We start from the raw sequence: 21,195 nt of genomic DNA, 5'->3' as shown, positions 1-21,195 counted from the left end.
TTTGCCGGTATGGAAGATGCTGCGGAAAGACCCCGGGTGAGCATAGCCTATTGCACCCAGTGCAACTGGCTCCTGCGCGCCGCCTGGATCGCGCAGGAGTTACTTCAGACGTTCGGTGAAGATCTGGGGGAGGTCGCCCTGCTGCCGCGCACGGGCGGCATGTTCGAGATCAGGGCGGGCGATTCGCTGATCTGGGAGAGAAAGCGGGATGGCGGCTTCCCGGGCCCCAAGGAAATCAAGCAGCGCCTCCGCGATGTCATCGCGCCTGAGCGTGATCTGGGACATACCGACCGCTGATCCGCATCAGAAATCGATCGCGAGGCCTTTCTTCTCCCAATCGCCGTAACGGACCGGCTCCGGCCCGTCGCGGCCGCCCAGCTCCACCGGCAGGCCGGGCTTGCTCTCTGCCGCCCGCCGCCGCGCTTCTGCTTCGGCAAGCGCGCGTTGCGCGGCCGGGGGAAGATCGGCGCGTGCTTCGGCGCGCTGCTCGGAGCTGTCATCGGACATGGGTCACCCCCTGCTTGTCTTGAAGGGCGGGATGCTATAGCGCCCCACCGGTCAAGGCAAGTCGCCGCCCGAGGGCGGGTCAGGAGGACGGATGGAAGTCACCGGACTGGCGGCGCGAGCCGCTGCACTGCGTCTCGTGGACGGGGTTCTGACCGACGGTCGGCCGCTGGCCGACCTTCTGCTGCCGGATGGCCCGCTTCAGCGTGAAACGCCCGACACCCGCGCGCGGGGTCAGCGTCTGGCTCTTGCCACGCTGCGCAATGTCGATCGTGCAGACGCCGTTCTGAAGCCCTTTCTGCGGCGGAACCCTATCCCGCCTGTCAGGAATGCCCTCCGCCTCGCGGTGGTGGAGATGCTGGCGGAAGGCGCTCCGGCCCACGGCGTCGTCAATGCGACGGTGGCGCTGCTCGGGAAATCGGAAAAGACCTCCGGGCATGCCGGTCTGGCGAATGCCGTGCTGCGCAAGGCGGCGGAGGCTCGGGACATCTGGGACCGGCAGCCGCCGCAGCGTCTGCCGGGCTGGCTCCGGGGACGGCTGAACTCGGCCTGGGGCAACCGGGCCACGCAGGCCATCGAAGCCGCCCATGGGGCGGGGGCACCGACCGACATCACCCTGAAAGGCGCGCGACCGGAAGGTCTGGCGGCAGATGCGCTGCCCACCCGGAGCCTCCGCCTGAGCGGGACCGGCGCGCTCACCGCCCAACCGGGCTATGAAAGCGGCGACTGGTGGGTGCAGGACGCGGCCGCTGCCCTGCCCGCGCGCGGGCTGGCCATTCGCGACGGGGAGGAGGTGCTCGACCTCTGTGCGGCCCCCGGAGGCAAGACGCTGCAGCTCGCCGCGGCGGGCGGCCGGGTGACGGCGGTGGACATCTCCACCTCCCGCCTCGAGCGGCTGAAGCAGAACCTTGCCCGGACCGGCCTCTCCGCCACCATCGTGGCGGCGGATCTGGAGCATTGGTCCCCTGCGGCCCCGGTTCCCGCCATCCTGCTCGATGCGCCATGCAGCGCCACGGGAACGATCCGTCGCCACCCTGACCTGCCCTTCGTGAAGGGCCCCGACAGTCTCCGCCCCCTGATCGCCCTGCAGGAGCGGCTGATCGACCGTGCGCTCGGCTGGCTCGCCCCCGGGGGCAGGCTCGTTTACTGCACCTGCTCGCTCTTGCCGGAGGAGGGGGAGAAGCAGGTGGTCGCCGCTGTCTCCCGCCACCCGTCGGTCCGCATCGAGGCTGCGGCGTGGGACTTTCCGGGCATTCCGCTCGGCTGGCGCAGCCCCGAGGGGGGCTTGCGCATTCGGCCGGACGACTGGGCGGAAATCGGCGGGATCGACGGTTTCTACATGGCCCTCCTGCGCCGGGAGTGAATCGCGAGCGTCGATGACAGCCGCCGCGCGGCGCGCTAACCTCCGGCTGACCTGAGACGGGAGACGGGCGTGCGCAAGCGACAGGGGAATATGCTGGACGGGTTAGCGGCGCGGCTTGCTGCAGTCGGGCGCGTGGCGCCGCATGTCGCAACCCTGCCGCCGCCCCGTATCGACGGTGATCCGGCGCGGGGAGCGCGGCTGATGGCAGCCGCACGCTCGCCCCTGGATGCCCCCCGAAATGCCCCCCGAACGCCCTTCGCCGAAACTGCGGCCCTTACCTTTCGCTGGCTTGATGACCTTGCCGCGCTTGGGAGCAGGGCGGCACGGGAACGGGCATGGCTGTGGGTGGAGGGCTGGGACAGGCAGACAGGCTGGCGCGCCGACCTTTCCGCAGGACGCCTCCGGCGCTGGATCGGACATGCGGAATTCCTGACCGGTCCCGGCAGATCGCCCCCCCGCGCGCTTCTTTCGGGCGCAACCCGCGAGATGCACTTCCTCCGGCGTCGCTGGAAATCCCTGCCTGAAGGACCCGCCCGGGTGGAGGCCCTGACGGCTCTCGTCACCGGCTCGCTGGCTCTGGCGCGGATGCGGTCCTTCACCGGACCTGCCGCCAGAGGGCTGGCGACAGAGGCGGTGCGGTCGGTCGATCCCGGGGGGGCCGTGGCTTCCCGCAACCCGGAAGAGCTGCTCGACCTGCTGACGCTGCTGCTGGAGGCCCGCGACGCGCTCTCGGCCGCGGGCCTGACGGTTCCGCCCGCCGTGGCTGACGCCATCCAGCGGGGCGCGCCCACCCTGCGCCTGCTGCGACAGGCGGATGGCGGACTGCCGCGCCTTCATGGCGGGGCCACACCCCCGCCCGGACGGCTGGAGCGCGCACTCCTTGCCTCCGGGGCGCGGGCCAATTCCATCGCCGGCGCCCCTGCGGTGGGAGCCATGGGATATCTCCGGCTCGCGGCGCCGCGGACGACGCTCATCGTCGATGCAGCACCGCCGCCGATGGGTGCGGCCTCGCGGCTCGCACATGCCTCCACGCTGGCCTTCGAGCTGACCTCCGGCCGACGGCCGCTGATCGTGTCGTGCGGGCCGGGGAGCGCGCTCGGCCCAGATTGGGAGAATGCCGCCCGCGCCACCCCGTCCCACTCCGTTCTGGGCATAGAGGGGCTGTCCTCCGCTCGGCTCGGGACCAGCCGGGACACGGAGGAGTTGCTCTCCGACGGGCCGCGAAACGTGCGGGCCGAGGTCACCACCGGCGACGATGGCCCCCTGCTCGTCCTCAGCCATGACGGCTATGTCGCGAGCCATGGCCTCACCCATGTGCGGGAACTGGAGCTTTCCCGCGACGGGCGGATGCTTCGCGGCTATGACGCGCTCGGCGCGGCGACAGAGGCCGATCGCCGGGTGCTGGAACGCGCGATCCTCAACAGCCGCCTGCAGGGCGTGCATTTCACCATCCGGTTCCACCTGCATCCCGCCGTGGAGGCTGAGGTGGAGGGAGAGCAGATCGTCCTCCGCCTGCCCAGTACGGAGGTCTGGATCTTCCGGCAGGCGGGGGCGGCGCGGATGTCGCTGGATGCCTCCGTCTGGCTCGATCCGCATCTTTCCGCCCCCCGGCCCAGCCGCCAGATCGTTCTTTCAGGCCTTGTGGCCGACAAGGCGGGCGAGGTGGGCTGGACGCTGGCGAAATCAGAGGATACTCCGCTGGCCATCCGCGACACCGAACCGGCGGAAGAGGAGCTTCCGCAGGCCGCCCGCGCCATCCGAGCCGATGCCTGAGCCGAAGGATCTGACCATGCCCGACCTGCTGCCGATCGCCCGCGCGCTGATCTCCGTTTCCGACAAGACCGGCCTTCTGGAGTTCGCCCAGAACCTTGCCGCGCGGGGGGTGGAACTGCTGTCCACCGGCGGGACATCGGAGATGCTCCGCAAGGCGGGTCTTTCCGTGCGCGACGTGGCCGACCTGACCGGCTTCCCGGAGATGATGGACGGCCGGGTGAAGACGCTGCATCCCAAGGTGCATGGCGGCCTGCTCGCCCTCCGCGATCAGCACAAGCCGGAGATGGAAGCGCATGGGATCGAGCCGATCGACCTGCTCATCGTGAACCTCTACCCGTTCGAGGCGACCGTGGCGAAGGGAGCCGACTACGACACCTGCATCGAGAATATCGACATCGGCGGCCCGGCCATGCTGCGCGCCGCGGCCAAGAACCATGCCTGGGTGACGGTCGTCACCGATGTGGAGGATTACCACGCGCTGCTGGCCGAACTTGACCGCAACGACGACCGCGTGTCCTACGCCTTCCGCCAGCGGCAGGCGCAGATCGCCTATGCCCGCACCGCCGCCTATGACGCCGCCGTCTCCACCTGGATGGCCGCCGTGCTGGGAGAGGCGAACCCCCGCCGCCGCGCCTTTGCCGGAACGCTGGCCCAGCCGCTCCGCTATGGCGAGAATCCGCATCAGGCGGCCGCCTTCTACCGCGACGGCTCCGACCGTCCCGGCGTGGCCACCGCGCGGCAGTGGCAGGGCAAGGAGCTGTCCTACAACAATATCAACGATACCGACGCCGCGTTCGAACTGGTGGCCGAATTCCCGACCGACCGCGCCGCCTGCGCGATCATCAAGCACGCCAACCCCTGCGGCGTGGCGGTGGGCGGATCGCTGCTGGATGCCTACGGGCGCGCCTATGACTGCGACCGGACCTCGGCCTTCGGCGGGATCGTGGCGCTGAACCATGTGCTGGACGGCGCCACCGCCGCGAAGATCGCCGAGATCTTCACTGAAGTCGTCATCGCCCCCGACGCGGATGACGAAGCGAAAGCCGTCTTTGCCGCCAAGAAGAACCTGCGCCTGCTCACGACGGGCACCCTGCCCGATCCGACGGCAAAGGGCCTGACATTCCGGCAGGTCGCGGGCGGTTTCCTCGTACAGGACCGCGACAATGGCGACGTGACGGCGGCTGACCTGAAGGTGGTGACGAAGCGCGCACCCACCGATCAGGAACTGGCCGACATGCTGTTCGCCTGGAAGGTGGCGAAGCACGTGAAATCCAACGCCATCGTCTATGTGAAGGATGAGGCGACCGTCGGCATCGGCGCGGGCCAGATGAGCCGGGTCGATTCGACCATGATCGCCGCACGGAAGGCCGAGCACATGGCCGAGCTGCTGCATCTGCCGGTTTCGCCCGCGAAGGGCTGCGTGGCGGCCTCCGACGCCTTCTTCCCCTTCCCCGACGGGGTGGAGGAACTGGCCCGTGCGGGCGCGAAGGCGGTAATACAGCCCGGCGGCTCCATCCGCGATGCTGAGGTGATCGCAGCGGCTGACGCCGCGGGGCTGGCGATGGTGTTCACCGGTCAGCGGCATTTCCGTCACTGATGGCCGGGGGATCGCTCGGGATCATGGCGGGCGTGGCCGCGGCCACATTCGTTCTGGATCAGTTCAGCAAATTCGTGGTGGTCCATCTGATGTCGCTCGACCGCGTGCGGGAGATCGACATCTGGCCGCCCTACCTCAACTTCCGCATGGCATGGAACCGGGGCGTGAACTTCGGTCTGCTGCAAGGGGATGGCGATCTGGGCCGCTGGCTGCTGATCGCCGTCGCTCTGGTCATATCGGCCTGGGTCTGGCTGTGGATGCGCAAGGAGCCGCAGGCCGCCGCTGCGCAGGTTTCGGCCGGTCTTCTGATCGGCGGGGCCATCGGAAACGTGATCGACCGCGTTCTCTATGGCGCTGTGGCGGACTTTCTGAACATGTCCTGCTGCGGAATCGACAACCCCTGGGCATTCAACGTCGCCGATATCGCGGTGTTCGCGGGTGCCATCGGGCTCGTCCTGTTCACCGGACGCGACAAGAAGGCGTGACGCCCCGGTTCAAAACGGCTAAACGAGGACAAAACGGCAAGAGTGCGATGGAGCGGGGCATGATACAGGCGGGTCGGATCCGGGCGGGCAGGCTCGTGCTCGTGCTGGCGGCGGCTTGCGGCCTCGCCGCCTGCGGCAACGGAAAGCTCATCCAGCTTCGCTCCGAAACCCGCAGCCCGGACGAGTTCGCCATCCTGCCGACCAAACCGCTCGACATCCCGGCGGGGCAGGCGAACCTCGCTTCCCTCCCCGTACCGACCCCCGGCGGTGCGAATCGCACCGACCCGACCCCGCTCGCCGATGCGACCGCTGTACTGGGGGGCAATGCCGGTGCGGTGGAACGTCAGGGAACCGGCGGGGATGCCGCGCTTCTGGCACAGGCCGGACGCTATGGCGCCGATCCCACCATTCGGCAGGAGCTGGCCGTGGCGGATGCCGAATTCCGCAAGGACGAAGGCCCCCTGCTCCTAGAGCGGATGAGCCGCACGACCACCTATTTCAAGGTTTATGCGCCCTATGCACTCAACCAGCAGGCCGAAATTTCCCGCTGGCGCGCAAGGGGAGTGCCGACGGTCACCGCGCCGCCTCCGCCCGCCAACTGACGGAGGCCGGCCGGGACAGGCCGCCGCTCTCACGGCCTATTTTGGCGGATAGGCCGCCCTGCAGGCATCGACCCGCGCGCCCGTCTGCACGGTCAACTCACGCCGCTTCTCCAGCAGACTGTCCAGCTTGGCCTGTTCAGCCCTAAGGTCGATGGCCCGCGGGACGTTCGTCGTCACGGGCACATCGCGCTCACACATCATCGGGCGGTAATACCCGCGCCCCCAGGAGGGGCCGGGGCACCAGTCGAAATCCGTCACCCAATCCGTCCGGCTGTCGAGCGCGAAACCGCGGGCGATGTTGCCCTGCGTCTGGTCGATCAGCATGTTCACGGTGCGGAGATCGCGCGTCGCGGTGTTGAGACAGCGCTCCTGTGGCGTTGCGCAAGCCGCGAGTCCGAGAAGCAGAAAAAGAACGGGAAACGGGCGCGTCATGATGTCATCCTCCGCCAGGCCGGCGATCCGATATCTAGCGATTATGGAACCGAAAGCCAGACTCGGCTTGGCCATCGTCCGGCGGAGAGCTATTGGGTTCCCGAAAGGCAGGATCGTCATGGATATCAATTTCGACGAACGCAAGACGCGGGCGGCGGCATGGTTCCGAACGCTCAGGGATCAGATCTGCACCGCTTTCGAGACGCTGGAGGACACGCTTCCCTCCGACCGCCCGCCCGGACGTTTCGAACTGCGTGAAACCCAGCGGGGCGGCGGGGACGGCGGCGGCGGCCTCATGTCCGTCATGCGTGAGGGGCGGGTCTTCGAGAAGGTAGGCGTCAACGTCTCGGCCGTCCACGGCACGCTCGCCCCGGCCGCACAGGCGGCGATGGCGGCGCGGGGCGTTCCGGGCATGGCGGAGGATCCGCGGTTCTGGGCCTCCGGCATCAGCCTCGTCGCCCATATGCGCAATCCGCTCGCCCCGGCGGTCCACATGAATACGCGCATGTTCTGGACGCCGCATACATGGTGGTTCGGCGGAGGCGCCGACCTCAATCCCTGTATCGAGTTCGCCGAGGACACCGCGCATTTCCACGCCATGCTCAAGACCGCCTGCGACCTGCATGGGCCGGATTTCTATACCCGGTTCAAGGCATGGGCCGACGAGTATTTCTACATTCCGCACCGCAAGCGTGCGCGGGGGGTCGGCGGCATCTTCTTCGACGATCTGAACACCAGCGACTGGGAGGCAGACTTCGCCTTCACGCAGGATGTGGGCCGTGCCTTCCTGCCTGCCTTCCTGCCGCTGGCGGAAAAGCGCAGTCGTGACCCCTACGGAGAGGCGGAGCGGGAGGCGCAGCTCATCCACCGCGGCCTCTATGCGGAATACAACCTTGTCTATGACCGCGGCACAAAGTTCGGTCTGGCCACGGCGCATGACCCGGAAGCGGTGCTGATGAGCCTGCCGCCGCTGGCCCGCTGGCCCTGATCTCCTACTTTCTTCCGAAGGCCCGCCCCCCCCGGCGGGCCTTTTCGCTCCTTGCGCGCCAGTCGGGGAGGAATATACTCCCCCCCAGTATCGGAGGAGGGGGATGCCCAACGACCCGCGCGAAAAGCAACAGGCGCTGATCCGTGTCCGCCGCATCCGCGGCCAGATCGAAGCTCTTGAAAGATCGCTTGAAGGCGAGGCCCAGTGCGAACCGATCCTGCAACAGCTCGCGGCTGTAAGGGGTGCGGTCAACGGATTGATGGGCAGCGTTCTGGAAAGCCATCTGCGCGAGGAACTGGCTACCCCCGCCGAACCCAATCCAAGGATCGAGACCGCAATCGCGCTCGTCCGGTCCTATCTCAAGTGAAGCGTGGAGGAGAGACCCATGAAATCGCGCGCCGCCGTTGCCTTCGGTCCGGGAAAGCCGCTCGAAATCGTCGAGATCGACGTCGATCCGCCGAAGGCGGGAGAGGTTCTGATCAAGATCACCCATACCGGTGTCTGCCACACCGACGCCTTCACCCTGTCGGGCGATGACCCGGAAGGGCTGTTCCCCTGCGTGCTGGGGCATGAAGGCGCGGGCATCGTGGTTGAAGTCGGCGAAGGCGTGACGTCCGTCGCGCCGGGGGATCACGTGATCCCGCTCTATACCGCCGAATGCGGTGAGTGCCTGTTCTGCAAATCCGGCAAGAGCAACCTGTGCATCGCCGTCCGCGCGACGCAGGGCAAGGGCGTGATGCCCGACGGCACAACCCGGTTCTCCTACAATGGCGAGCCGCTCTATCACTACATGGGCTGCTCGACCTTCTCCGAATACACCGTGGTGGCGGAGGTATCTCTCGCCAAGATCAACCCGGAAGCGAACCCGGAGCATGTCTGTCTTCTGGGTTGCGGTGTGACGACCGGGATCGGGGCCGTGCACAACACCGCGAAGGTGCAGCCGGGCGACAGCGTGGCGGTTTTCGGTCTCGGCGGGATCGGTCTTGCGGTGATCCAGGGTGCGCGACAGGCGAAGGCCGGGCGCATCATCGCGGTCGATATGAACCCCTCCAAGTTCGAACTTGCCAAGCAGTTCGGTGCGACCGACTTCATCAACCCGAAGGATCACGACAAGCCCGTCCAGCAGGTCATCGTGGAGATGACCGGTTGGGGGGTGGACCACTCGTTCGAATGCATCGGCAATGTCAATGTGATGCGGGCCGCGCTGGAATGCGCGCATCGCGGCTGGGGCCAGTCGGTGGTCATCGGTGTGGCCGGCGCGGGGCAGGAGATTTCCACCCGCCCGTTCCAGCTCGTCACCGGGCGCCGTTGGCTGGGCACGGCCTTCGGCGGGGTCAAGGGCCGTACGCAACTGCCGGGCATGGTGGAAGATGCGATGTCGGGTGCGATCGAACTCGCCCCCTTCGTCACCCACACCATGCCGCTGGACGAGATCAACACCGCCTTCGACCTGATGCATGAAGGCAAGTCGATCCGCAGCGTCATCCACTACTGAGCGCCGACATGGAACGCATCGAATCGCACGCCTGTTTCGGCGGTCAACAGGAGGTCTGGCGCCATGAGAGCCAGGCCACCGGTACGCCGATGACCTTCGGTGTCTTTCTGCCGCCCCAGGCGGCAGAGGGCCCGCTGCCGGTGATCTACTGGCTCTCCGGCCTCACCTGCACGGAACAGAACTTCATCACCAAGGCCGCCGCCCAGCGCTACGCGACGGAACACGGGGTGATTCTCGTCAATCCCGACACCAGCCCACGGGGTGACGATGTCGCGGATGATCCGGGCTACGATCTCGGCAAGGGCGCCGGATTCTACCTGAATGCGACCCAGCAGCCCTGGGCGGCCAACTACCGGATGGCCGATTATATCGCCGAGGAACTCCCCGCTCTGGTGGAGGGGGCCTTCCCGGTGTCCGACCGGCGTTCGATCATGGGTCACTCCATGGGCGGACACGGGGCGTTGGTCACCGCCTTCCGCAATCCGGGCCGCTACCGGTCCGTGTCGGCTTTCTCCCCGATCGTCGGCCCCTCCGACGTGCCATGGGGAGAGAAGGCGCTCACCGCTTATCTCGGTCCCGATCGGGGCGCGTGGGCGGAATGGGATGCGGTGCGCCTGATTCCCGGCCTGAAAGAACGTCTGCCCCTTCTGATCGATCAGGGTGGAGCGGATGAGTTCCTTGTTCGCGAACTCCAGCCGGAGCGCTTGGTCGAAGCCTGCAAGGCTGCGGGCCATCCGGTGGAACTGCGCCTTCAGGATGGCTACGACCACAGCTACTACTTCATCTCGACCTTCATGGGCGACCACATCGCCTGGCATGCGAAGGCGCTGAAGGGCTGACCAACCGCCCGTGCGCTGCCAAAGGCGGCGCGCGGGCTTGTCGCTTTGGCGTGTCAGCGCCGTCCGCTTCTACAGATCGACCTCGACACTCGCGAGCGGGCGGGAGCAGCAGGCCAGGATGAAGCCATCCTCCACCTCATCCTCGAAGATGCCGCCCTGATGGTGCATCTCCACACTCCCCCGCGCCCGGACCTTGCAGGTGCCGCAGACACCCATACCGCAGGCAAAGGGGGCAGCAATTCCCGCCGCTTGCGCCATTTGCAGGATCGTCTGCCCGGCCCCTACCGGCACTTCCACGCCTGAGCGCGCGAACCGCACGACCGCGCCTTCCGACACCGCGGGGGCTTCCGGCAGCAGCAGTCCGCCGCTGGCTGGCCCGAAACTTTCCTGATGCCAGGCTTCCGTGGCCAGCCCGTCCGCCAGCAGCGCCGCCTGCATCGCCTCCATGAAGCCCTGCGGCCCGCAGCAATAGACCTGCCGCTCCAGCCGTTCCGGCACCAGCCGCCGCAGCAGCTCCGCATCCAGCCGACCGGCGATCAGACTCTCCCCCTCGGCTCCTCGGCCAAGAATGAACAGAAGCCGAAGGCCCGGCATCTGCCCCGCCAGCAGCTCGAGTTCCCGCCGGAACAGGATGTCATCGGCAGAACGCGCCGCATGAACATACGTGACCTTCAGGCCCGGTGCGCAGTCCGCAACCCAGCGGAGCATGGACATGCAGGGCGTCGCGCCCGATCCCGCCGAAATCAGCAGTAACGGCCCGACCAGCGGATCGGGCAGGTGGAAGTTGCCCATCGGCTGGGTGAATTTCAGCCCGAATCCGGGGGCGAGGTTGTCGAACATCCATTGCGTCGCGACGCTCCCCGCCTTCAGCTTGGCCGTGATCGAGACGGAAAACGGCCGCGAGGGGGAAGAGGAGAGCGTATAGCTCCTGAGCACCGGCCCCTCCGCCGTCGGCAGTTCGACCGTGACGAACTGTCCCGGCCGATAGGCACACCAGCGCCCCGGCGGCGGACGGAAGGTGAAGGTGCGCACATCCGCCGTTTCGGCGCGGACACCCACGCACCGCAGCGGCTCCTCCAGCGCGTTCCAGGGGAGCGGCTGGGGCAAGGTCTGAACGATCATTCCGCGGCGATCCGTGCCTGACTGTCGGGGCCAAGACGGCGCTTCAGGGTCTCGCAATACCATTCCACGAACTGCATCACGCCGCCTTCGTGGATCTCCGAATAGGGCCCCGGCTGATAGGCGGGCGAGGCGATGCCGCGGGCATTGTCCTCCACGATCCGGCGATCCTCGTCATTGGTGTGGATCCAGACCTCGGTCAGCTTCTCCAGATCGTAGTCCACCCCCTCGACCGCATCCTTGTGGACGAGCCATTTCGTCGTCACCTGCGTCTGGGTCGCGGAAATCGGCAGCACCCGGAAGGAGATGGCGTGGTCGATCAGAACGTGGTTCCACGTGCTCGGGTAATGGAACAGCAGCAACGCGCCGATCCCCTCCTCGCCCGGGAAACCGTCCGAGATCTTGCGCCCCACGGCGCGCCGCCCGGTCATCGTATAGCTCTCGGCATCCCGGAGCAGCGGCACCCGAACGGCGCGCGCCTGGCCGTCCGGCTCCATGTCGAAGCGCGAGGCGAGGCCCCTTTCCTCGCAGGCGGCCCAATGGGCGGCGATCTCGGGATCGCTCCCCGCCCAGTCCACCCCGGTGACCGAGGGCGCTTCGGGATAGGTCTTGCACAGGTCGGGATGGTTGGCCGCGCAATGATAGCACTCGCGGTTGTTCTCCCAGACCAGTTTCCAGTTCCCGTTCTCGACGATGGTCGATTCAAATGCGACCTTCGCCTCCTTCAGATTGTGGGCGCCGAAATAGGTCTCCATCCGCCGTCGCTGCGGAGCGAAGTCGGCAGGCGCGCTGGCGAGGCTGATCCAGACGTAGCCAGCCGCGCTTTCGCAGGCCACGGGCTTCAGACCGTAGGGCTTGGGATCGAACGCCTCTCCCATCTGCCGTGCGAAAAGCAATTGCCCGTCGAGATCGAACGTCCATTGGTGGTAGGGGCAGACGAGCCGCGACGTGCGCCCCTTTTCCGTAAGGCAGATACGGGAACCCCGATGGCGGCAGACGTTGTGAAAAGCCCGGATCGCGCCATCGCGCCCGCGCACCACGATCACCGAGTAATCGCCGACCTGCACGGTAAAGAAACTGCCCGGCTGGGCGATTTCGCAATCATGGCCGACGAACAGCCAGTCGCGATACCAGAATTCCTCCAGATCCAGCCGGTAGATGTCGTCATCGCGATAAAAGGCCTGATCCAGACTGAAACCCGGCTTCTGGCGGGCAAGCAGCGCGGCAATCGTGCTCTGTAGGGTCATCGTAGCGTCCTGCGGACCGCGAAATGGCGGATGGGTTGCTGTCTTCCCGCGATGTGGAACCGGCGTGCGGGGATGGCTGCAGAATGCCATGAAACACAGGCGCGAATGGCCGAAATTCGACGCTTTTCGACAGCAGGGCGACGCGGGCGGAAACAGCCGTCGGACGGCTCTCCCTCAGCGATCCGTGGCGTCGGTTTCCGGTGTCGTGCGGGCAGGAGCGACCCCCTCCCGCCGCCGGGCGAGCGCCGCGTCGAGTTCGAGCGCCAACATCCGCAGCCGTTCGGGAACATCGTGAAGCCTGAGTTCCGCCGATATGTCCGACAGGAGCCGTGCGAGTTCCTCCTCCGTGCGCGCCGCCGCGTCATCCAGAGGTTTCTCGACCATGCTCAAATCTCCTGTCATTACCCGGAACCGTCAGCGCTCCGCCGGGTTATCCTACGCTGCCGATCACCGGATTCAAGGACGGTCCCGGATGATGACAACTTCTTCCCGCGATGAGGTGCGGACCGACGTGGTGGCGCTGATCCCTGCGCTCCGCGCTTTCGCATGGTCACTGTGCCGGGACACGACCGACGCCGATGATCTGGTGCAGGAAACGCTGTTGAAAGCGTTGGCCAATCTCGACAAGTTTGCCCCTGGCACCCGGCTGCGGGCCTGGCTCTTCACAATCATGCGCAATACGTTCTATTCTCGTATCCGAACCCAGGGGCGAGAGACGACGGGTGCGGAAGATTGCGTCTCGGGCGATCTGATCTCTCAGCCCACGCAGGAATGGAACGTTCGCGGCGGCGAGCTGATGGAAATCGTCCGCGGTCTGCCTGTTCATTACCGCGATACCCTGATCCTTGTCGTGATGATGGGAGAGAGCTACGAGGCGGCTGCCGAGATCTGCGGCTGCACGGTCGGCACCGTCAAAAGTCGTGTCAATCGCGCCCGCAACATGGTCATCTCCGCTCTGGGTGAGACCACCGTCTGACGGATGAGACGCCTCATCGGTGAGGCAGGGGTTGCTTTTGACCGGAAGCCTTCTGGCCGGGAAAAGCCTTCATTGCTGCTTCGGATGCTTGCCGGCTGCACGTCCAAAGGAATGCAACAAGTCATCCGTCGCCAGCGCTCGACCCCGCCGCTGATCGATTCGGCAGACGGGAGAGACGCTTGCGTGCTGCCCTCAGATCCAGACCACCTCCGGCTCTTGCGGATTATCTTGAGTGTTGTGCAGCCTTTCGGCAGCGGTGCCCGCCGGCATGGTGATACCCGGCGATGTCTCCTCTGCCGGACGAAAGGCCGAAAGCATGCCGACCCATGTTTGGATGTCTTGGCGGTGAAATCGCCCGCTCCCATCGCTTCGAAAAGATAGCGTCCCACGGCGAGCGCCATGCCGCCCTCATACCGGCAGTGGAAGTTCGCCCGCAAATCATCCACCTGCTGCATCCGATGAGCACACAATCCTTGAACAAGAGAAGGTTTCGCCACCTTCCCGATCAACATGGAGCGAAACGACCCCGCGCTTGACGTGCACCTCCTGTCCGAGGGGCGCCGCGCAGAACCTTCAATTCCCTCTGTGTTGCAGCGGTTGCCGCCACAAACGGCAAGCGTCTAGGTCCACCGCAGTAGCAACGGCGAACCTCTCGTCCGGCGGGTCGGCGGAAATATTCCGCAGGATGTGACGGAGGAAAGCTGGGAGCGTCAAACAAATTTCGTTCCGACCGCGAGCAAGATTCCGTCCAATTACGATTATAACGATATTTCTCGGCTTCCGGCCCATTCGTACGCTTGCGGCAGATGCCTATAGCGATGCAGACATGGCAGACATCGAAATGGGTGCGCAGTATCGCATCGCAAGAGTGGCTTACGATGCGCCCCCGCACGCCGGTGACGACCGCCCTTTCGTGTCGATGTAGCTCCATCGCCGCCTGCTGCACCCGGCGAAGGCCGGGCGCGCTGTCAGGATGGCGCCCCGCCCCCTTTTGGCCTCAGGATCGGGCGGCCCTGCGCGAAGCGGGGCTTCGGGCCTTGCCACTCCGCGCCTTGGCGGCGGTTCTGTGGGGCTGATTCTCCGCCTTCGGGCCGGACAGGCGTCTCTGCGGCTCCGTCGCCGGGGACGAAGAGGAGAGATAGCGCACGGCGGCATAGCCGAGGCCAAGAAGAGCAAGGGTACGGATCAGTCTCGGCATCTGTAATCTCCGGCTTGAGTTTCCGCCGCATAACGCGGATCGTGCCCTCGCTGTTCCGCCGCCGCCCTCTCCGGGGTGGAAATCCGTTCGGCAACACGTCATGAAGACGCAGCCCCAGCAGGACGTGCGACATGCTCAGACAGTTCTTCTCCTACTACCGGCCGTGGAAGCTGCTTTTCTGCATCGATTTCGGTTGCGCCGTGCTGTCCGGGATGTTGGAGCTTGCATTCCCGCTCGCCGTCCAGGGCTTCATCGACAGACTTCTGCCGCAGGGGGACTGGTCCTTTACCTGGCTGGCGGCGCTGGGGCTTCTGGTCATCTATCTGGTGAATACCGGACTGATGGTCGTGGTGACCTACTGGGGCCACATGCTGGGCATCAACATCGAGACGGAGATGCGGCGGCGGGCCTTCGAGCATCTCCAGAAACTCTCATTCGGGTTCTTCGACAAGGTGCGGACGGGCAAGCTCGTCGCCCGCGTCACCCGCGATCTGGAGGAGATCGGCGAGGTCGCCCACCACGGGCCGGAGGATCTGTTCATCGCTGTGATGACCTTTGCCGGGGCCTTCATCCTCATGATGTGGATCAGCCTGCCGCTCGCCCTCATCACGGCGGCGATCGTTCCGGCGATGGTGCTGATCGTGATGGTCTATGGCGGCAAGATGACGGCGACATGGCGGGCGATCTACTCCCGCGTCGGCAACTTCAACGTCCGGCTGGAAGAGAACGTGGGCGGCATGCGCGTCGTGCAGGCCTTCGCCAACGAGGATCACGAGAAGGCGCTTTTCGCAAAGGACAACGCCAACTACCGCGAAACGAAGCTGTCCGCCTACAGGGTGATGGCCGCGTCGCAGTCGCTGTCCTACATGGGGATGCGGCTCGTTCAGGTGGTGGTGATGGTGGCGGGCGCGAGCTTCGTGCTCAACGGGTCGCTTTCCACGGGGGGCTTTGTCGCCTTCCTTCTGCTGGTCAGCGTGTTCTTCCGCCCGCTCGACAAGATCGCCGCGGTGATCGAGACCTATCCGCGCGGCATCGCGGGCTTCCGCCGTTACCTCGAACTGCTGGAGACGGAGCCCGAAGTGGCCGACCGGCCCGACGCGCGCCCTGCCACCGCACTCACCGGTGCGATCCGGTTCGAGGATGTGAACTTTTCCTACCGGGAAGACCGGCCGGTGCTCCGCGACGTGAACCTCTCCGTCCGTCCGGGCGAGACGCTCGCCTTCGTCGGCCCCTCGGGCGCCGGCAAGACGACGCTTCTGGCGCTGCTGCCCCGGTTCTATGAACCCACATCGGGCCGTATCACCATCGACGGCACCCCGATCGACGCCTTTACCCTGCAAAGCCTGCGGCGTCAGATCGGCATCGTCCAGCAGGACGTGTTCCTGTTCGGCGGCACCCTGCGCGAGAACATCGCCTACGGACGGCTGGGCGCGACGGAGAACGACATCATCGAGGCCGCCCGGCAGGCGCAGCTGGGCCCGATGATCGAGCGTCTGCCGGACGGGCTGGATACCGTGGTGGGCGAAAGGGGCGTGACCCTTTCGGGCGGACAGAAGCAGCGCGTGGCCATCGCGCGCGCCTTCCTGAAGAATCCGCCGATCCTCATTCTGGACGAGGCGACCTCCGCCCTCGACAACGAGACGGAGCGCGAGATCCAGATGGCGCTGGACGCGCTGGCGGTGGGGCGCACGACCCTCATCATTGCCCACCGTCTGGCGACCATCCGGCATGCAGACCGCATCGTGGTGATGGAGGATGGCCGTGTGGTGGAGACCGGCACCCACGCCGAACTTGCGGCCTCCGGCGGGCGCTATGCCCGGCTCAGCGCCGCGTAAGGGTCAGAACCGGTAATAATAGCCGACCGTATAGACCTCGATCCCCGGGTTTGGCTTGGCCAGCCCGGCGTTCGAATAATGCCGGATGTCCGCCGTGAGATAACCCGGCCCGACCGGATAGGAGAGTCCGAAGCCTGTCTGAAAATGGCCCTGAGAGCCCATGTCATGCTTGCCGACCTGCTGATCGCTGAAAAAGCCGAACCCGATCATCAGTTCCACCCCGAGATCGCCCCAGATCGGCCGGTGCCAAACCGGCGCAAGCGTGATGAGCTGCACGGAGTCGTCTCCCGGGCCGGTCTGCCAGTTGGCGACGGTCACCTCGACCAGCCGCTCGAAACCCCAGCGCTCCAGATAGCTGCCGGACCACGGGCGGACATACCCCAGACGGAAAACAGCGTCCCCATCTGCGGTCGAGCCAGCGGCAAAAGTCAGCGACTGTGCGGTAGCAGGCGTGGCCAGCATGAAGCCCGCCGTAACGGCGACGGCCAGAAGCGTCAGCGGCGCGCCGATCGAGTTCCGCACCGAATTTCCATCTCTGGTCATGCTGCTCTCCCAAGGACCCCTCCCTTGGGTTTAGCTTGCAACGGTTCATTGTCCATCACGCGCGCGTGAGAATTCGCCCGTCAGGGCAAGCCGGTCACAGTCAGCGGCGGCGGTTCATTTCCGACAGACGGAGGAACGCCCGTTCCATCACCGCCATGACGGGCGCGCGCTGCGCGGAGCGGAGCGTGAGGTCCGTATCGACCAACAGCCGGATCGCCTCCTCCAGCCGCCGAATGCCCCAGCTCTGCACCTGCCGCTGCATCCGCTCGCGGCTGCGGAACGGCACGGGCGGGCGGGCACGGGAGATGCCGGAAGCGGGACCACCCGGGTCGGACGCGGCGGCGTGGAGCGCGCGGAAATGCCGGGTGGCCGAGATGCAAAGCGTCACCGGGTTCACGCCCTGCCCCTCCAACCGCTGCAGGAGGGGGCCGATCTCTCCCGTCCGCGATTCGGCGACGGCGTGAAGCAGATCGTCCGTTTCCACCTCCATCGTCACGGGAGCCACGGCGGCCACGTCGGCAGGGCTGACGGGCGCCGCATCGCCCAGATGGTAGAGCGCCAGCTTTTCCACCAGTTGCCGGAAATCGCCCGGCTCCAGTTCCCGGCCCAGCAGCAGAAGTTCCCCCATCGCCTCGGCGGAGATGGCGCCCACCCCCTCGCGCGACAGCGTGGCCTCGATCTCCTCCCGGCTGGGAGGATCGTCATAAAGCGCGATGGCCGGGGCTTTCGGATGACCTTCGAACAGCTTGCGAAGGGCGGAGCGGGGTGTGAGCGCACCTGCCGTCACCACGAGCTGGGCATCTCCCTGCCGCCAGTCCTGAAGCGCCGCGGTGATGGCGGGGGCGACAGTGTCCGTCGCCTCCTCCACCAGAACGACGCGGGGACCGGGGAAGAAGCCCTGCGCCCGCATCGCATCGCCTGCCTGCGCCGGATCCTTGCGCAGATCGCCGCCGGGAATGCGGGTCAGGCGCATCTCCGCCTCTCCCTCCGGGCCGATGAGGGTTGCGATCATTTCCTTCCGGCGGAGCGCGACCCGCATCGGATCCGTCCCGTAGACCAGCATACCCGGCACGGCGGGATCGGGCCGGGCGAGAAACCGCGCCGCATCGCGGGCGGAGAACTTCACGCCTTCCAGCTCCCATAGGTGGCGATGAGCTGCTCCGTCACCTGATCGGCAAGCTGCCGCATCAGGCGCTTCTCGCCATCCACCTTGGCCGCGCGGCTGGAAACCGCAGAGCCAAGGCCCGAATAGCCCACGAAATTGGAGCCGGTGCCGCTATGCACCTGTTTTCCGGTCGAGAGATCCTTCACCGAATAAGCCACTTCGCCGAAAAGCTGGTAGCGGCTCGTCAGGTCATCGCGGGAGATGCTCACCCCCCATTCCTTCGTGCGGATCCGGTAGGAAAGAGCATAGCGCGGCGCTTCCGGCGGGCCCAGCACCTCCTCCACCCGTGCGAGGAAGGCATAGGTTTCGGGGTCGGTCGGATCATCCACCCGCACCGCGCCCCGAAGCGCATTGGCCCGTCCGTTTGTCCCGTAGGCAGGGGCGAAGCCGCAGCCCGCCAGCGGAACCAGAGCAGCCAGCAGGAAGGAACGGCGGTCAGGCGACCACATTGACGATCCGCCCCGGCACCACGATCAGTTTTCTGGGCGCGGCGCCGGCCAGCACCTTCACCACCGTCTCGTCGGCAAGGACGAGCTTCTCCACCTCCGCCTGCGGCATGTCCTTCGGCACAGTGATCTCGCTCCGCCGCTTGCCGTTGATCTGGATGGGCAGGGTCACGTTGTCCTCCACCAGCAGGGCGGGATCGGCCTTGGGCCAGGGGGCGGAGACGACCATCCCCTCCCCGTCGAGCAGCGCCCAGACCTCCTCCGCGAGATGCGGAACCATGGGCGACATGAGCTGCGCCATCACGCGCATCGTCTGCCGCTTCGCCTCTGCCCCGGCGGCGGAGCGGGACAGGGTGTTGGTCAGTTCGTAGAGCTTCGCCACCGCCTTGTTGAAGGCGAAACCGTCGATGGTCCGCGTCACTTCGTCTATCGCGCGGTGGGTGGCGCGAATCAGCGCCTCATCCTCCGCATTGGGCGCGGCCTCCGATGAGGCCGTTTCCACAGCCAGACGCCAGACCCGCGACAGATGCTTGAACGCGGCCTCCGCCCCCGCCGCCGTCCATTCCACATCCCGTTCGGGCGGGCTGTCGGACAGGATGAACCATCGCGCGGTATCCGCGCCGAATTCCGCGATGATGCTCAACGGATCGACGACGTTCTTCTTGGATTTCGACATCTTGGCAGAGGGGATGATCTCCACCGCCTCGCCCGTGGCCTTCAGGCGGCCGTTCTCCACCTCATCGGGCAGGTGATAGACAGGACGGTCCCGCTCATCGCGGGTCATGTAGATTTCGTGGGTGACCATACCTTGCGTGAACAGCGCGTCGAACGGCTCCGCCGCCTTTGCCGGCAGATGGCCGGTGATGTTCATCGCCCGCGCAAAGAACCGCGAATAGAGCAGGTGCAGGATCGCGTGCTCGATACCGCCGATATACTGGTCCACATTCATCCAGTAATCGGCTTCGGCCTTGTCGGTCGGCGTGGGGGCGCGGGGCGCGGTGAAGCGGGCGTAGTACCAGGACGAATCGACGAACGTATCCATCGTGTCGGTCTCGCGCTTCGCCGGGCCTCCGCAGGAGGGGCAGGACACGTCCCGCCAAGTGGGGTGCCGGTCCAGCGGGTTGCCCGGCTGGTCAAAGGTGACGTCATCGGGAAGCCGGACGGGCAGGTTTTCCTTCCGCTCCGGCACGACACCGCAGGCCGCGCAATGCACCACGGGGATCGGACAGCCCCAGTAGCGCTGCCGCGACAGGCCCCAGTCGCGCAGGCGATAGTTGGTGACACCCTGCCCCACCCCGTTCGTCTCGCAGAAGGCGACGGCGGCAGCGACGGCGGTCTCCCCGGTCTGCACCTCCTCGCCCGCGAAACCGCGGATGTAGCGGACAGGCTCCGACTTCGGCGGGACGAAGGGCAGTTCGGCGGCGCCGTCCAGCGGTTCGAACACCGGCTCGATCGGCAGTCCGTATTTCGTGGCGAATTCGAAATCGCGCGCATCATGGGCCGGGCAGCCGAAAATCGCCCCGCTGCCGTAGTCCATCAGCACGAAGTTCGCGATATAGACCGGCAGTTCCCAGGAGGTATCGAACGGGTGCCGCACGCGGATGCCGGTATCGAAGCCCTTCTTCTCGGCCTTCTCCAGCGCCTCCTCGGACGTGCCGATCCGTCGGCAGTCCTCCACGAAGGCGGCAACGACGGGGTCATGCCGCTCCAGCGCTTTGGCAAGCGGATGATCCGGCGATATGGCCGCGAAGCTCGCCCCCATCAGCGTATCGGGCCGGGTGGTATAGACCTCGATCCGGTCATGCCCTTCCGGCGCATCGACGGTGGAGAAGGCGAACCGCAGCCCCTTCGATTCGCCGATCCAGTTCCGCTGCATGAGCCGGACCTTTTCCGGCCACTTCTCCAGACCGTCCAGCGCCTGCGACAGCTCGCCCGCGAAATCGGAAATGCGGAAGAACCACTGCGTCAGCTCCCGCCGCTCCACCAGCGCGCCGGAGCGCCAGCCGCGGCCGTCGATCACCTGCTCGTTGGCGAGCACGGTCATATCCACCGGATCCCAGTTGACCTGCGCGGATTTGCGATAGACCAGCCCCGCTTCCAGCATGTCGAGGAACAGCGCCTGTTGCTGGCCGTAATACTCGGGATCGCAGGTGGCGAACTCCCGGCTCCAGTCGATGGAGAGGCCGAGCGGCTTCATCTGCGCCTTCATGTCGGCGATGTTGGAATAGGTCCATTCCTTCGGGTGGCCGCCCCGCTCCATCGCGGCGTTCTCCGCCGGCATGCCGAACGCGTCCCATCCCATCGGATGCAGCACCGAGAAACCGGAGGAGCTTTTGTAGCGCGCCACCACGTCGCCCATGGTGTAGTTCCGCACATGCCCCATGTGGATGCGTCCCGAAGGATAGGGGAACATCTCCAGCACGTAGTATTTGGGCCGGGCGGGATCGTGTCTGGCGGTAAACACATCCGCTTCCGCCCAGGCGGCTTGCCATTTCGCTTCGCTGGCGGAGGGATCGTAGCGGGACATATGGGCTTCCTCAGGCGGCTCGGGATCCGGGCCGGAATACACCGGCCACGCCGCCAAGGTC

The 21,195-nt window shown here is 66.3% G+C and carries 22 protein-coding genes; 12 read left to right on the top strand and 10 right to left on the bottom strand.

The annotated features are described in order from the left end of the window. Positions 1 to 9: 9 nt before the first annotated feature. Positions 10 to 297, top strand: coding sequence for a SelT/SelW/SelH family protein (locus RT513_RS07255; protein WP_088215871.1), 288 nt, complete (start codon positions 10 to 12; stop codon positions 295 to 297). A gap of 6 nt (positions 298 to 303) precedes the next feature. Here the strand turns inward: RT513_RS07255 and RT513_RS07250 are convergent, their stop codons facing one another. After that, on the bottom strand, positions 304 to 507 hold the full coding sequence (locus RT513_RS07250) for a DUF1674 domain-containing protein (protein WP_088215872.1): 204 nt from the start codon (positions 505 to 507) through the stop codon (positions 304 to 306). 91 nt (positions 508 to 598) lie between these two features. Between RT513_RS07250 and RT513_RS07245 the strand changes: the two genes are divergently transcribed. The 5 genes from RT513_RS07245 to RT513_RS07225 all read left to right on the top strand — a co-directional run bounded on the left by RT513_RS07245 (position 599) and on the right by RT513_RS07225 (position 6,324). Then, a complete protein-coding gene (locus tag RT513_RS07245) occupies positions 599 to 1,867 on the top strand; it encodes an RsmB/NOP family class I SAM-dependent RNA methyltransferase (protein ID WP_290684295.1) in 1,269 nt (422 codons plus the stop codon). Positions 1,868 to 1,936: 69 nt separating this feature from the next. Further along, complete coding sequence (locus RT513_RS07240) at positions 1,937 to 3,640, top strand: heparinase II/III family protein (RefSeq protein WP_290684297.1); 1,704 nt, start codon at positions 1,937 to 1,939, stop codon at positions 3,638 to 3,640. A 16-nt stretch (positions 3,641 to 3,656) separates the two neighbouring features. Beyond that, positions 3,657 to 5,237, top strand: coding sequence for a bifunctional phosphoribosylaminoimidazolecarboxamide formyltransferase/IMP cyclohydrolase (purH, locus tag RT513_RS07235; protein ID WP_290684300.1), 1,581 nt, complete (start codon positions 3,657 to 3,659; stop codon positions 5,235 to 5,237). Continuing rightward, positions 5,237 to 5,722 (top strand): signal peptidase II, encoded by a 486-nt coding sequence (lspA, locus tag RT513_RS07230; protein ID WP_313533832.1) that lies wholly within the window; start codon positions 5,237 to 5,239, stop codon positions 5,720 to 5,722. The genes purH and lspA overlap by 1 nt, the downstream gene beginning before the upstream one ends. Before the next feature lie 59 nt (positions 5,723 to 5,781). After that, positions 5,782 to 6,324 carry a DUF3035 domain-containing protein gene (locus RT513_RS07225; protein WP_088215962.1) on the top strand — a complete coding sequence of 181 codons (543 nt, stop codon included), beginning with the start codon at positions 5,782 to 5,784 and terminating at the stop codon, positions 6,322 to 6,324. A 36-nt stretch (positions 6,325 to 6,360) separates the two neighbouring features. Here RT513_RS07225 and RT513_RS07220 read toward each other — a convergent pair whose 3' ends face one another. After that, on the bottom strand, positions 6,361 to 6,756 hold the full coding sequence (locus RT513_RS07220; protein WP_088215963.1) for a hypothetical protein: 396 nt from the start codon (positions 6,754 to 6,756) through the stop codon (positions 6,361 to 6,363). A 118-nt stretch (positions 6,757 to 6,874) separates the two neighbouring features. Between RT513_RS07220 and hemF the strand changes: the two genes are divergently transcribed. From hemF to fghA, 4 genes are all read left to right on the top strand, one after another. Further along, positions 6,875 to 7,744, top strand: coding sequence for an oxygen-dependent coproporphyrinogen oxidase (hemF, locus tag RT513_RS07215; RefSeq protein ID WP_290684306.1), 870 nt, complete (start codon positions 6,875 to 6,877; stop codon positions 7,742 to 7,744). A gap of 103 nt (positions 7,745 to 7,847) precedes the next feature. Then, positions 7,848 to 8,111, top strand: coding sequence for a metal/formaldehyde-sensitive transcriptional repressor (locus tag RT513_RS07210; RefSeq protein WP_035743314.1), 264 nt, complete (start codon positions 7,848 to 7,850; stop codon positions 8,109 to 8,111). 18 nt (positions 8,112 to 8,129) lie between these two features. Further along, complete coding sequence (locus RT513_RS07205; protein ID WP_088215877.1) at positions 8,130 to 9,239, top strand: S-(hydroxymethyl)glutathione dehydrogenase/class III alcohol dehydrogenase; 1,110 nt, start codon at positions 8,130 to 8,132, stop codon at positions 9,237 to 9,239. 8 nt (positions 9,240 to 9,247) lie between these two features. Further along, positions 9,248 to 10,078: an S-formylglutathione hydrolase gene (gene fghA / locus RT513_RS07200; RefSeq protein ID WP_290684313.1), complete on the top strand. Its 831-nt coding sequence runs from the start codon at positions 9,248 to 9,250 to the stop codon at positions 10,076 to 10,078. A gap of 69 nt (positions 10,079 to 10,147) precedes the next feature. Here fghA and RT513_RS07195 read toward each other — a convergent pair whose 3' ends face one another. The 3 genes from RT513_RS07195 to RT513_RS07185 form a co-directional block, all read right to left on the bottom strand. Continuing rightward, positions 10,148 to 11,200 carry a hybrid-cluster NAD(P)-dependent oxidoreductase gene (locus RT513_RS07195; RefSeq protein WP_290684315.1) on the bottom strand — a complete coding sequence of 351 codons (1,053 nt, stop codon included), beginning with the start codon at positions 11,198 to 11,200 and terminating at the stop codon, positions 10,148 to 10,150. Then, positions 11,197 to 12,444: an aromatic ring-hydroxylating oxygenase subunit alpha gene (locus RT513_RS07190; protein WP_290684317.1), complete on the bottom strand. Its 1,248-nt coding sequence runs from the start codon at positions 12,442 to 12,444 to the stop codon at positions 11,197 to 11,199. The genes RT513_RS07195 and RT513_RS07190 overlap by 4 nt, the downstream gene beginning before the upstream one ends. Before the next feature lie 174 nt (positions 12,445 to 12,618). Beyond that, the gene (locus tag RT513_RS07185; RefSeq protein WP_088215881.1) at positions 12,619 to 12,828 is read right to left on the bottom strand and encodes a hypothetical protein; all 210 of its coding nucleotides are present in this window, start codon (positions 12,826 to 12,828) and stop codon (positions 12,619 to 12,621) included. A 91-nt stretch (positions 12,829 to 12,919) separates the two neighbouring features. On the opposite strand from RT513_RS07185, the gene RT513_RS07180 reads away from it, so the two are divergent. Then, positions 12,920 to 13,420 (top strand): sigma-70 family RNA polymerase sigma factor, encoded by a 501-nt coding sequence (locus RT513_RS07180; protein ID WP_373447804.1) that lies wholly within the window; start codon positions 12,920 to 12,922, stop codon positions 13,418 to 13,420. Positions 13,421 to 14,417: 997 nt separating this feature from the next. On the opposite strand, the gene RT513_RS07175 is transcribed toward RT513_RS07180, so the two are convergent. Beyond that, a complete protein-coding gene (locus tag RT513_RS07175; protein ID WP_143413172.1) occupies positions 14,418 to 14,618 on the bottom strand; it encodes a hypothetical protein in 201 nt (66 codons plus the stop codon). A 131-nt stretch (positions 14,619 to 14,749) separates the two neighbouring features. Here RT513_RS07175 and RT513_RS07170 point away from each other — a divergent pair, with 131 nt between their 5' ends. Continuing rightward, a complete protein-coding gene (locus tag RT513_RS07170; RefSeq protein ID WP_088215883.1) occupies positions 14,750 to 16,453 on the top strand; it encodes an ABC transporter ATP-binding protein in 1,704 nt (567 codons plus the stop codon). A 3-nt stretch (positions 16,454 to 16,456) separates the two neighbouring features. On the opposite strand, the gene RT513_RS07165 is transcribed toward RT513_RS07170, so the two are convergent. From RT513_RS07165 to leuS, 4 genes are all read right to left on the bottom strand, one after another. Then, positions 16,457 to 16,996: an acyloxyacyl hydrolase gene (locus RT513_RS07165; RefSeq protein ID WP_088215884.1), complete on the bottom strand. Its 540-nt coding sequence runs from the start codon at positions 16,994 to 16,996 to the stop codon at positions 16,457 to 16,459. Between the two features lie 100 nt (positions 16,997 to 17,096). Then, entirely contained in the window at positions 17,097 to 18,122 is a 1,026-nt protein-coding gene (holA, locus tag RT513_RS07160; protein ID WP_290684324.1) for a DNA polymerase III subunit delta, read from the bottom strand. Next, entirely contained in the window at positions 18,119 to 18,610 is a 492-nt protein-coding gene (locus RT513_RS07155) for a hypothetical protein (protein WP_290684326.1), read from the bottom strand. The genes holA and RT513_RS07155 overlap by 4 nt, the downstream gene beginning before the upstream one ends. After that, on the bottom strand, positions 18,597 to 21,134 hold the full coding sequence (gene leuS / locus RT513_RS07150) for a leucine--tRNA ligase (protein ID WP_290684328.1): 2,538 nt from the start codon (positions 21,132 to 21,134) through the stop codon (positions 18,597 to 18,599). The genes RT513_RS07155 and leuS overlap by 14 nt, the downstream gene beginning before the upstream one ends. Positions 21,135 to 21,195 lie beyond the last annotated feature (61 nt).

This window comes from Haematobacter sp. (assembly GCF_032102465.1).
Taxonomy (GTDB): domain Bacteria; phylum Pseudomonadota; class Alphaproteobacteria; order Rhodobacterales; family Rhodobacteraceae; genus Haematobacter.
This window is presented reverse-complemented; position numbering and strand designations above follow the sequence as displayed.

What these genes read in the sequence shown, in the direction of transcription:
- RT513_RS07255 (WP_088215871.1), top strand. Translation starts at nt 10, where the DNA reads ATGGAAGATGCTGCGGAAAGACCCCGGGTGAGCATAGCCTATTGCACC.
- RT513_RS07250 (WP_088215872.1), bottom strand. Translation starts at nt 507, where the DNA reads ATGTCCGATGACAGCTCCGAGCAGCGCGCCGAAGCACGCGCCGATCTT.
- RT513_RS07245 (WP_290684295.1), top strand. Translation starts at nt 599, where the DNA reads ATGGAAGTCACCGGACTGGCGGCGCGAGCCGCTGCACTGCGTCTCGTG.
- purH (WP_290684300.1), top strand. Translation starts at nt 3,657, where the DNA reads ATGCCCGACCTGCTGCCGATCGCCCGCGCGCTGATCTCCGTTTCCGAC.
- lspA (WP_313533832.1), top strand. Translation starts at nt 5,237, where the DNA reads ATGGCCGGGGGATCGCTCGGGATCATGGCGGGCGTGGCCGCGGCCACA.
- RT513_RS07225 (WP_088215962.1), top strand. Translation starts at nt 5,782, where the DNA reads ATGATACAGGCGGGTCGGATCCGGGCGGGCAGGCTCGTGCTCGTGCTG.
- RT513_RS07220 (WP_088215963.1), bottom strand. Translation starts at nt 6,756, where the DNA reads ATGACGCGCCCGTTTCCCGTTCTTTTTCTGCTTCTCGGACTCGCGGCT.
- hemF (WP_290684306.1), top strand. Translation starts at nt 6,875, where the DNA reads ATGGATATCAATTTCGACGAACGCAAGACGCGGGCGGCGGCATGGTTC.
- RT513_RS07210 (WP_035743314.1), top strand. Translation starts at nt 7,848, where the DNA reads ATGCCCAACGACCCGCGCGAAAAGCAACAGGCGCTGATCCGTGTCCGC.
- RT513_RS07205 (WP_088215877.1), top strand. Translation starts at nt 8,130, where the DNA reads ATGAAATCGCGCGCCGCCGTTGCCTTCGGTCCGGGAAAGCCGCTCGAA.
- fghA (WP_290684313.1), top strand. Translation starts at nt 9,248, where the DNA reads ATGGAACGCATCGAATCGCACGCCTGTTTCGGCGGTCAACAGGAGGTC.
- RT513_RS07195 (WP_290684315.1), bottom strand. Translation starts at nt 11,200, where the DNA reads ATGATCGTTCAGACCTTGCCCCAGCCGCTCCCCTGGAACGCGCTGGAG.
- RT513_RS07190 (WP_290684317.1), bottom strand. Translation starts at nt 12,444, where the DNA reads ATGACCCTACAGAGCACGATTGCCGCGCTGCTTGCCCGCCAGAAGCCG.
- RT513_RS07185 (WP_088215881.1), bottom strand. Translation starts at nt 12,828, where the DNA reads ATGGTCGAGAAACCTCTGGATGACGCGGCGGCGCGCACGGAGGAGGAA.
- RT513_RS07180 (WP_373447804.1), top strand. Translation starts at nt 12,920, where the DNA reads ATGACAACTTCTTCCCGCGATGAGGTGCGGACCGACGTGGTGGCGCTG.
- RT513_RS07175 (WP_143413172.1), bottom strand. Translation starts at nt 14,618, where the DNA reads ATGCCGAGACTGATCCGTACCCTTGCTCTTCTTGGCCTCGGCTATGCC.
- RT513_RS07170 (WP_088215883.1), top strand. Translation starts at nt 14,750, where the DNA reads ATGCTCAGACAGTTCTTCTCCTACTACCGGCCGTGGAAGCTGCTTTTC.
- RT513_RS07165 (WP_088215884.1), bottom strand. Translation starts at nt 16,996, where the DNA reads ATGACCAGAGATGGAAATTCGGTGCGGAACTCGATCGGCGCGCCGCTG.
- RT513_RS07155 (WP_290684326.1), bottom strand. Translation starts at nt 18,610, where the DNA reads ATGTGGTCGCCTGACCGCCGTTCCTTCCTGCTGGCTGCTCTGGTTCCG.
- leuS (WP_290684328.1), bottom strand. Translation starts at nt 21,134, where the DNA reads ATGTCCCGCTACGATCCCTCCGCCAGCGAAGCGAAATGGCAAGCCGCC.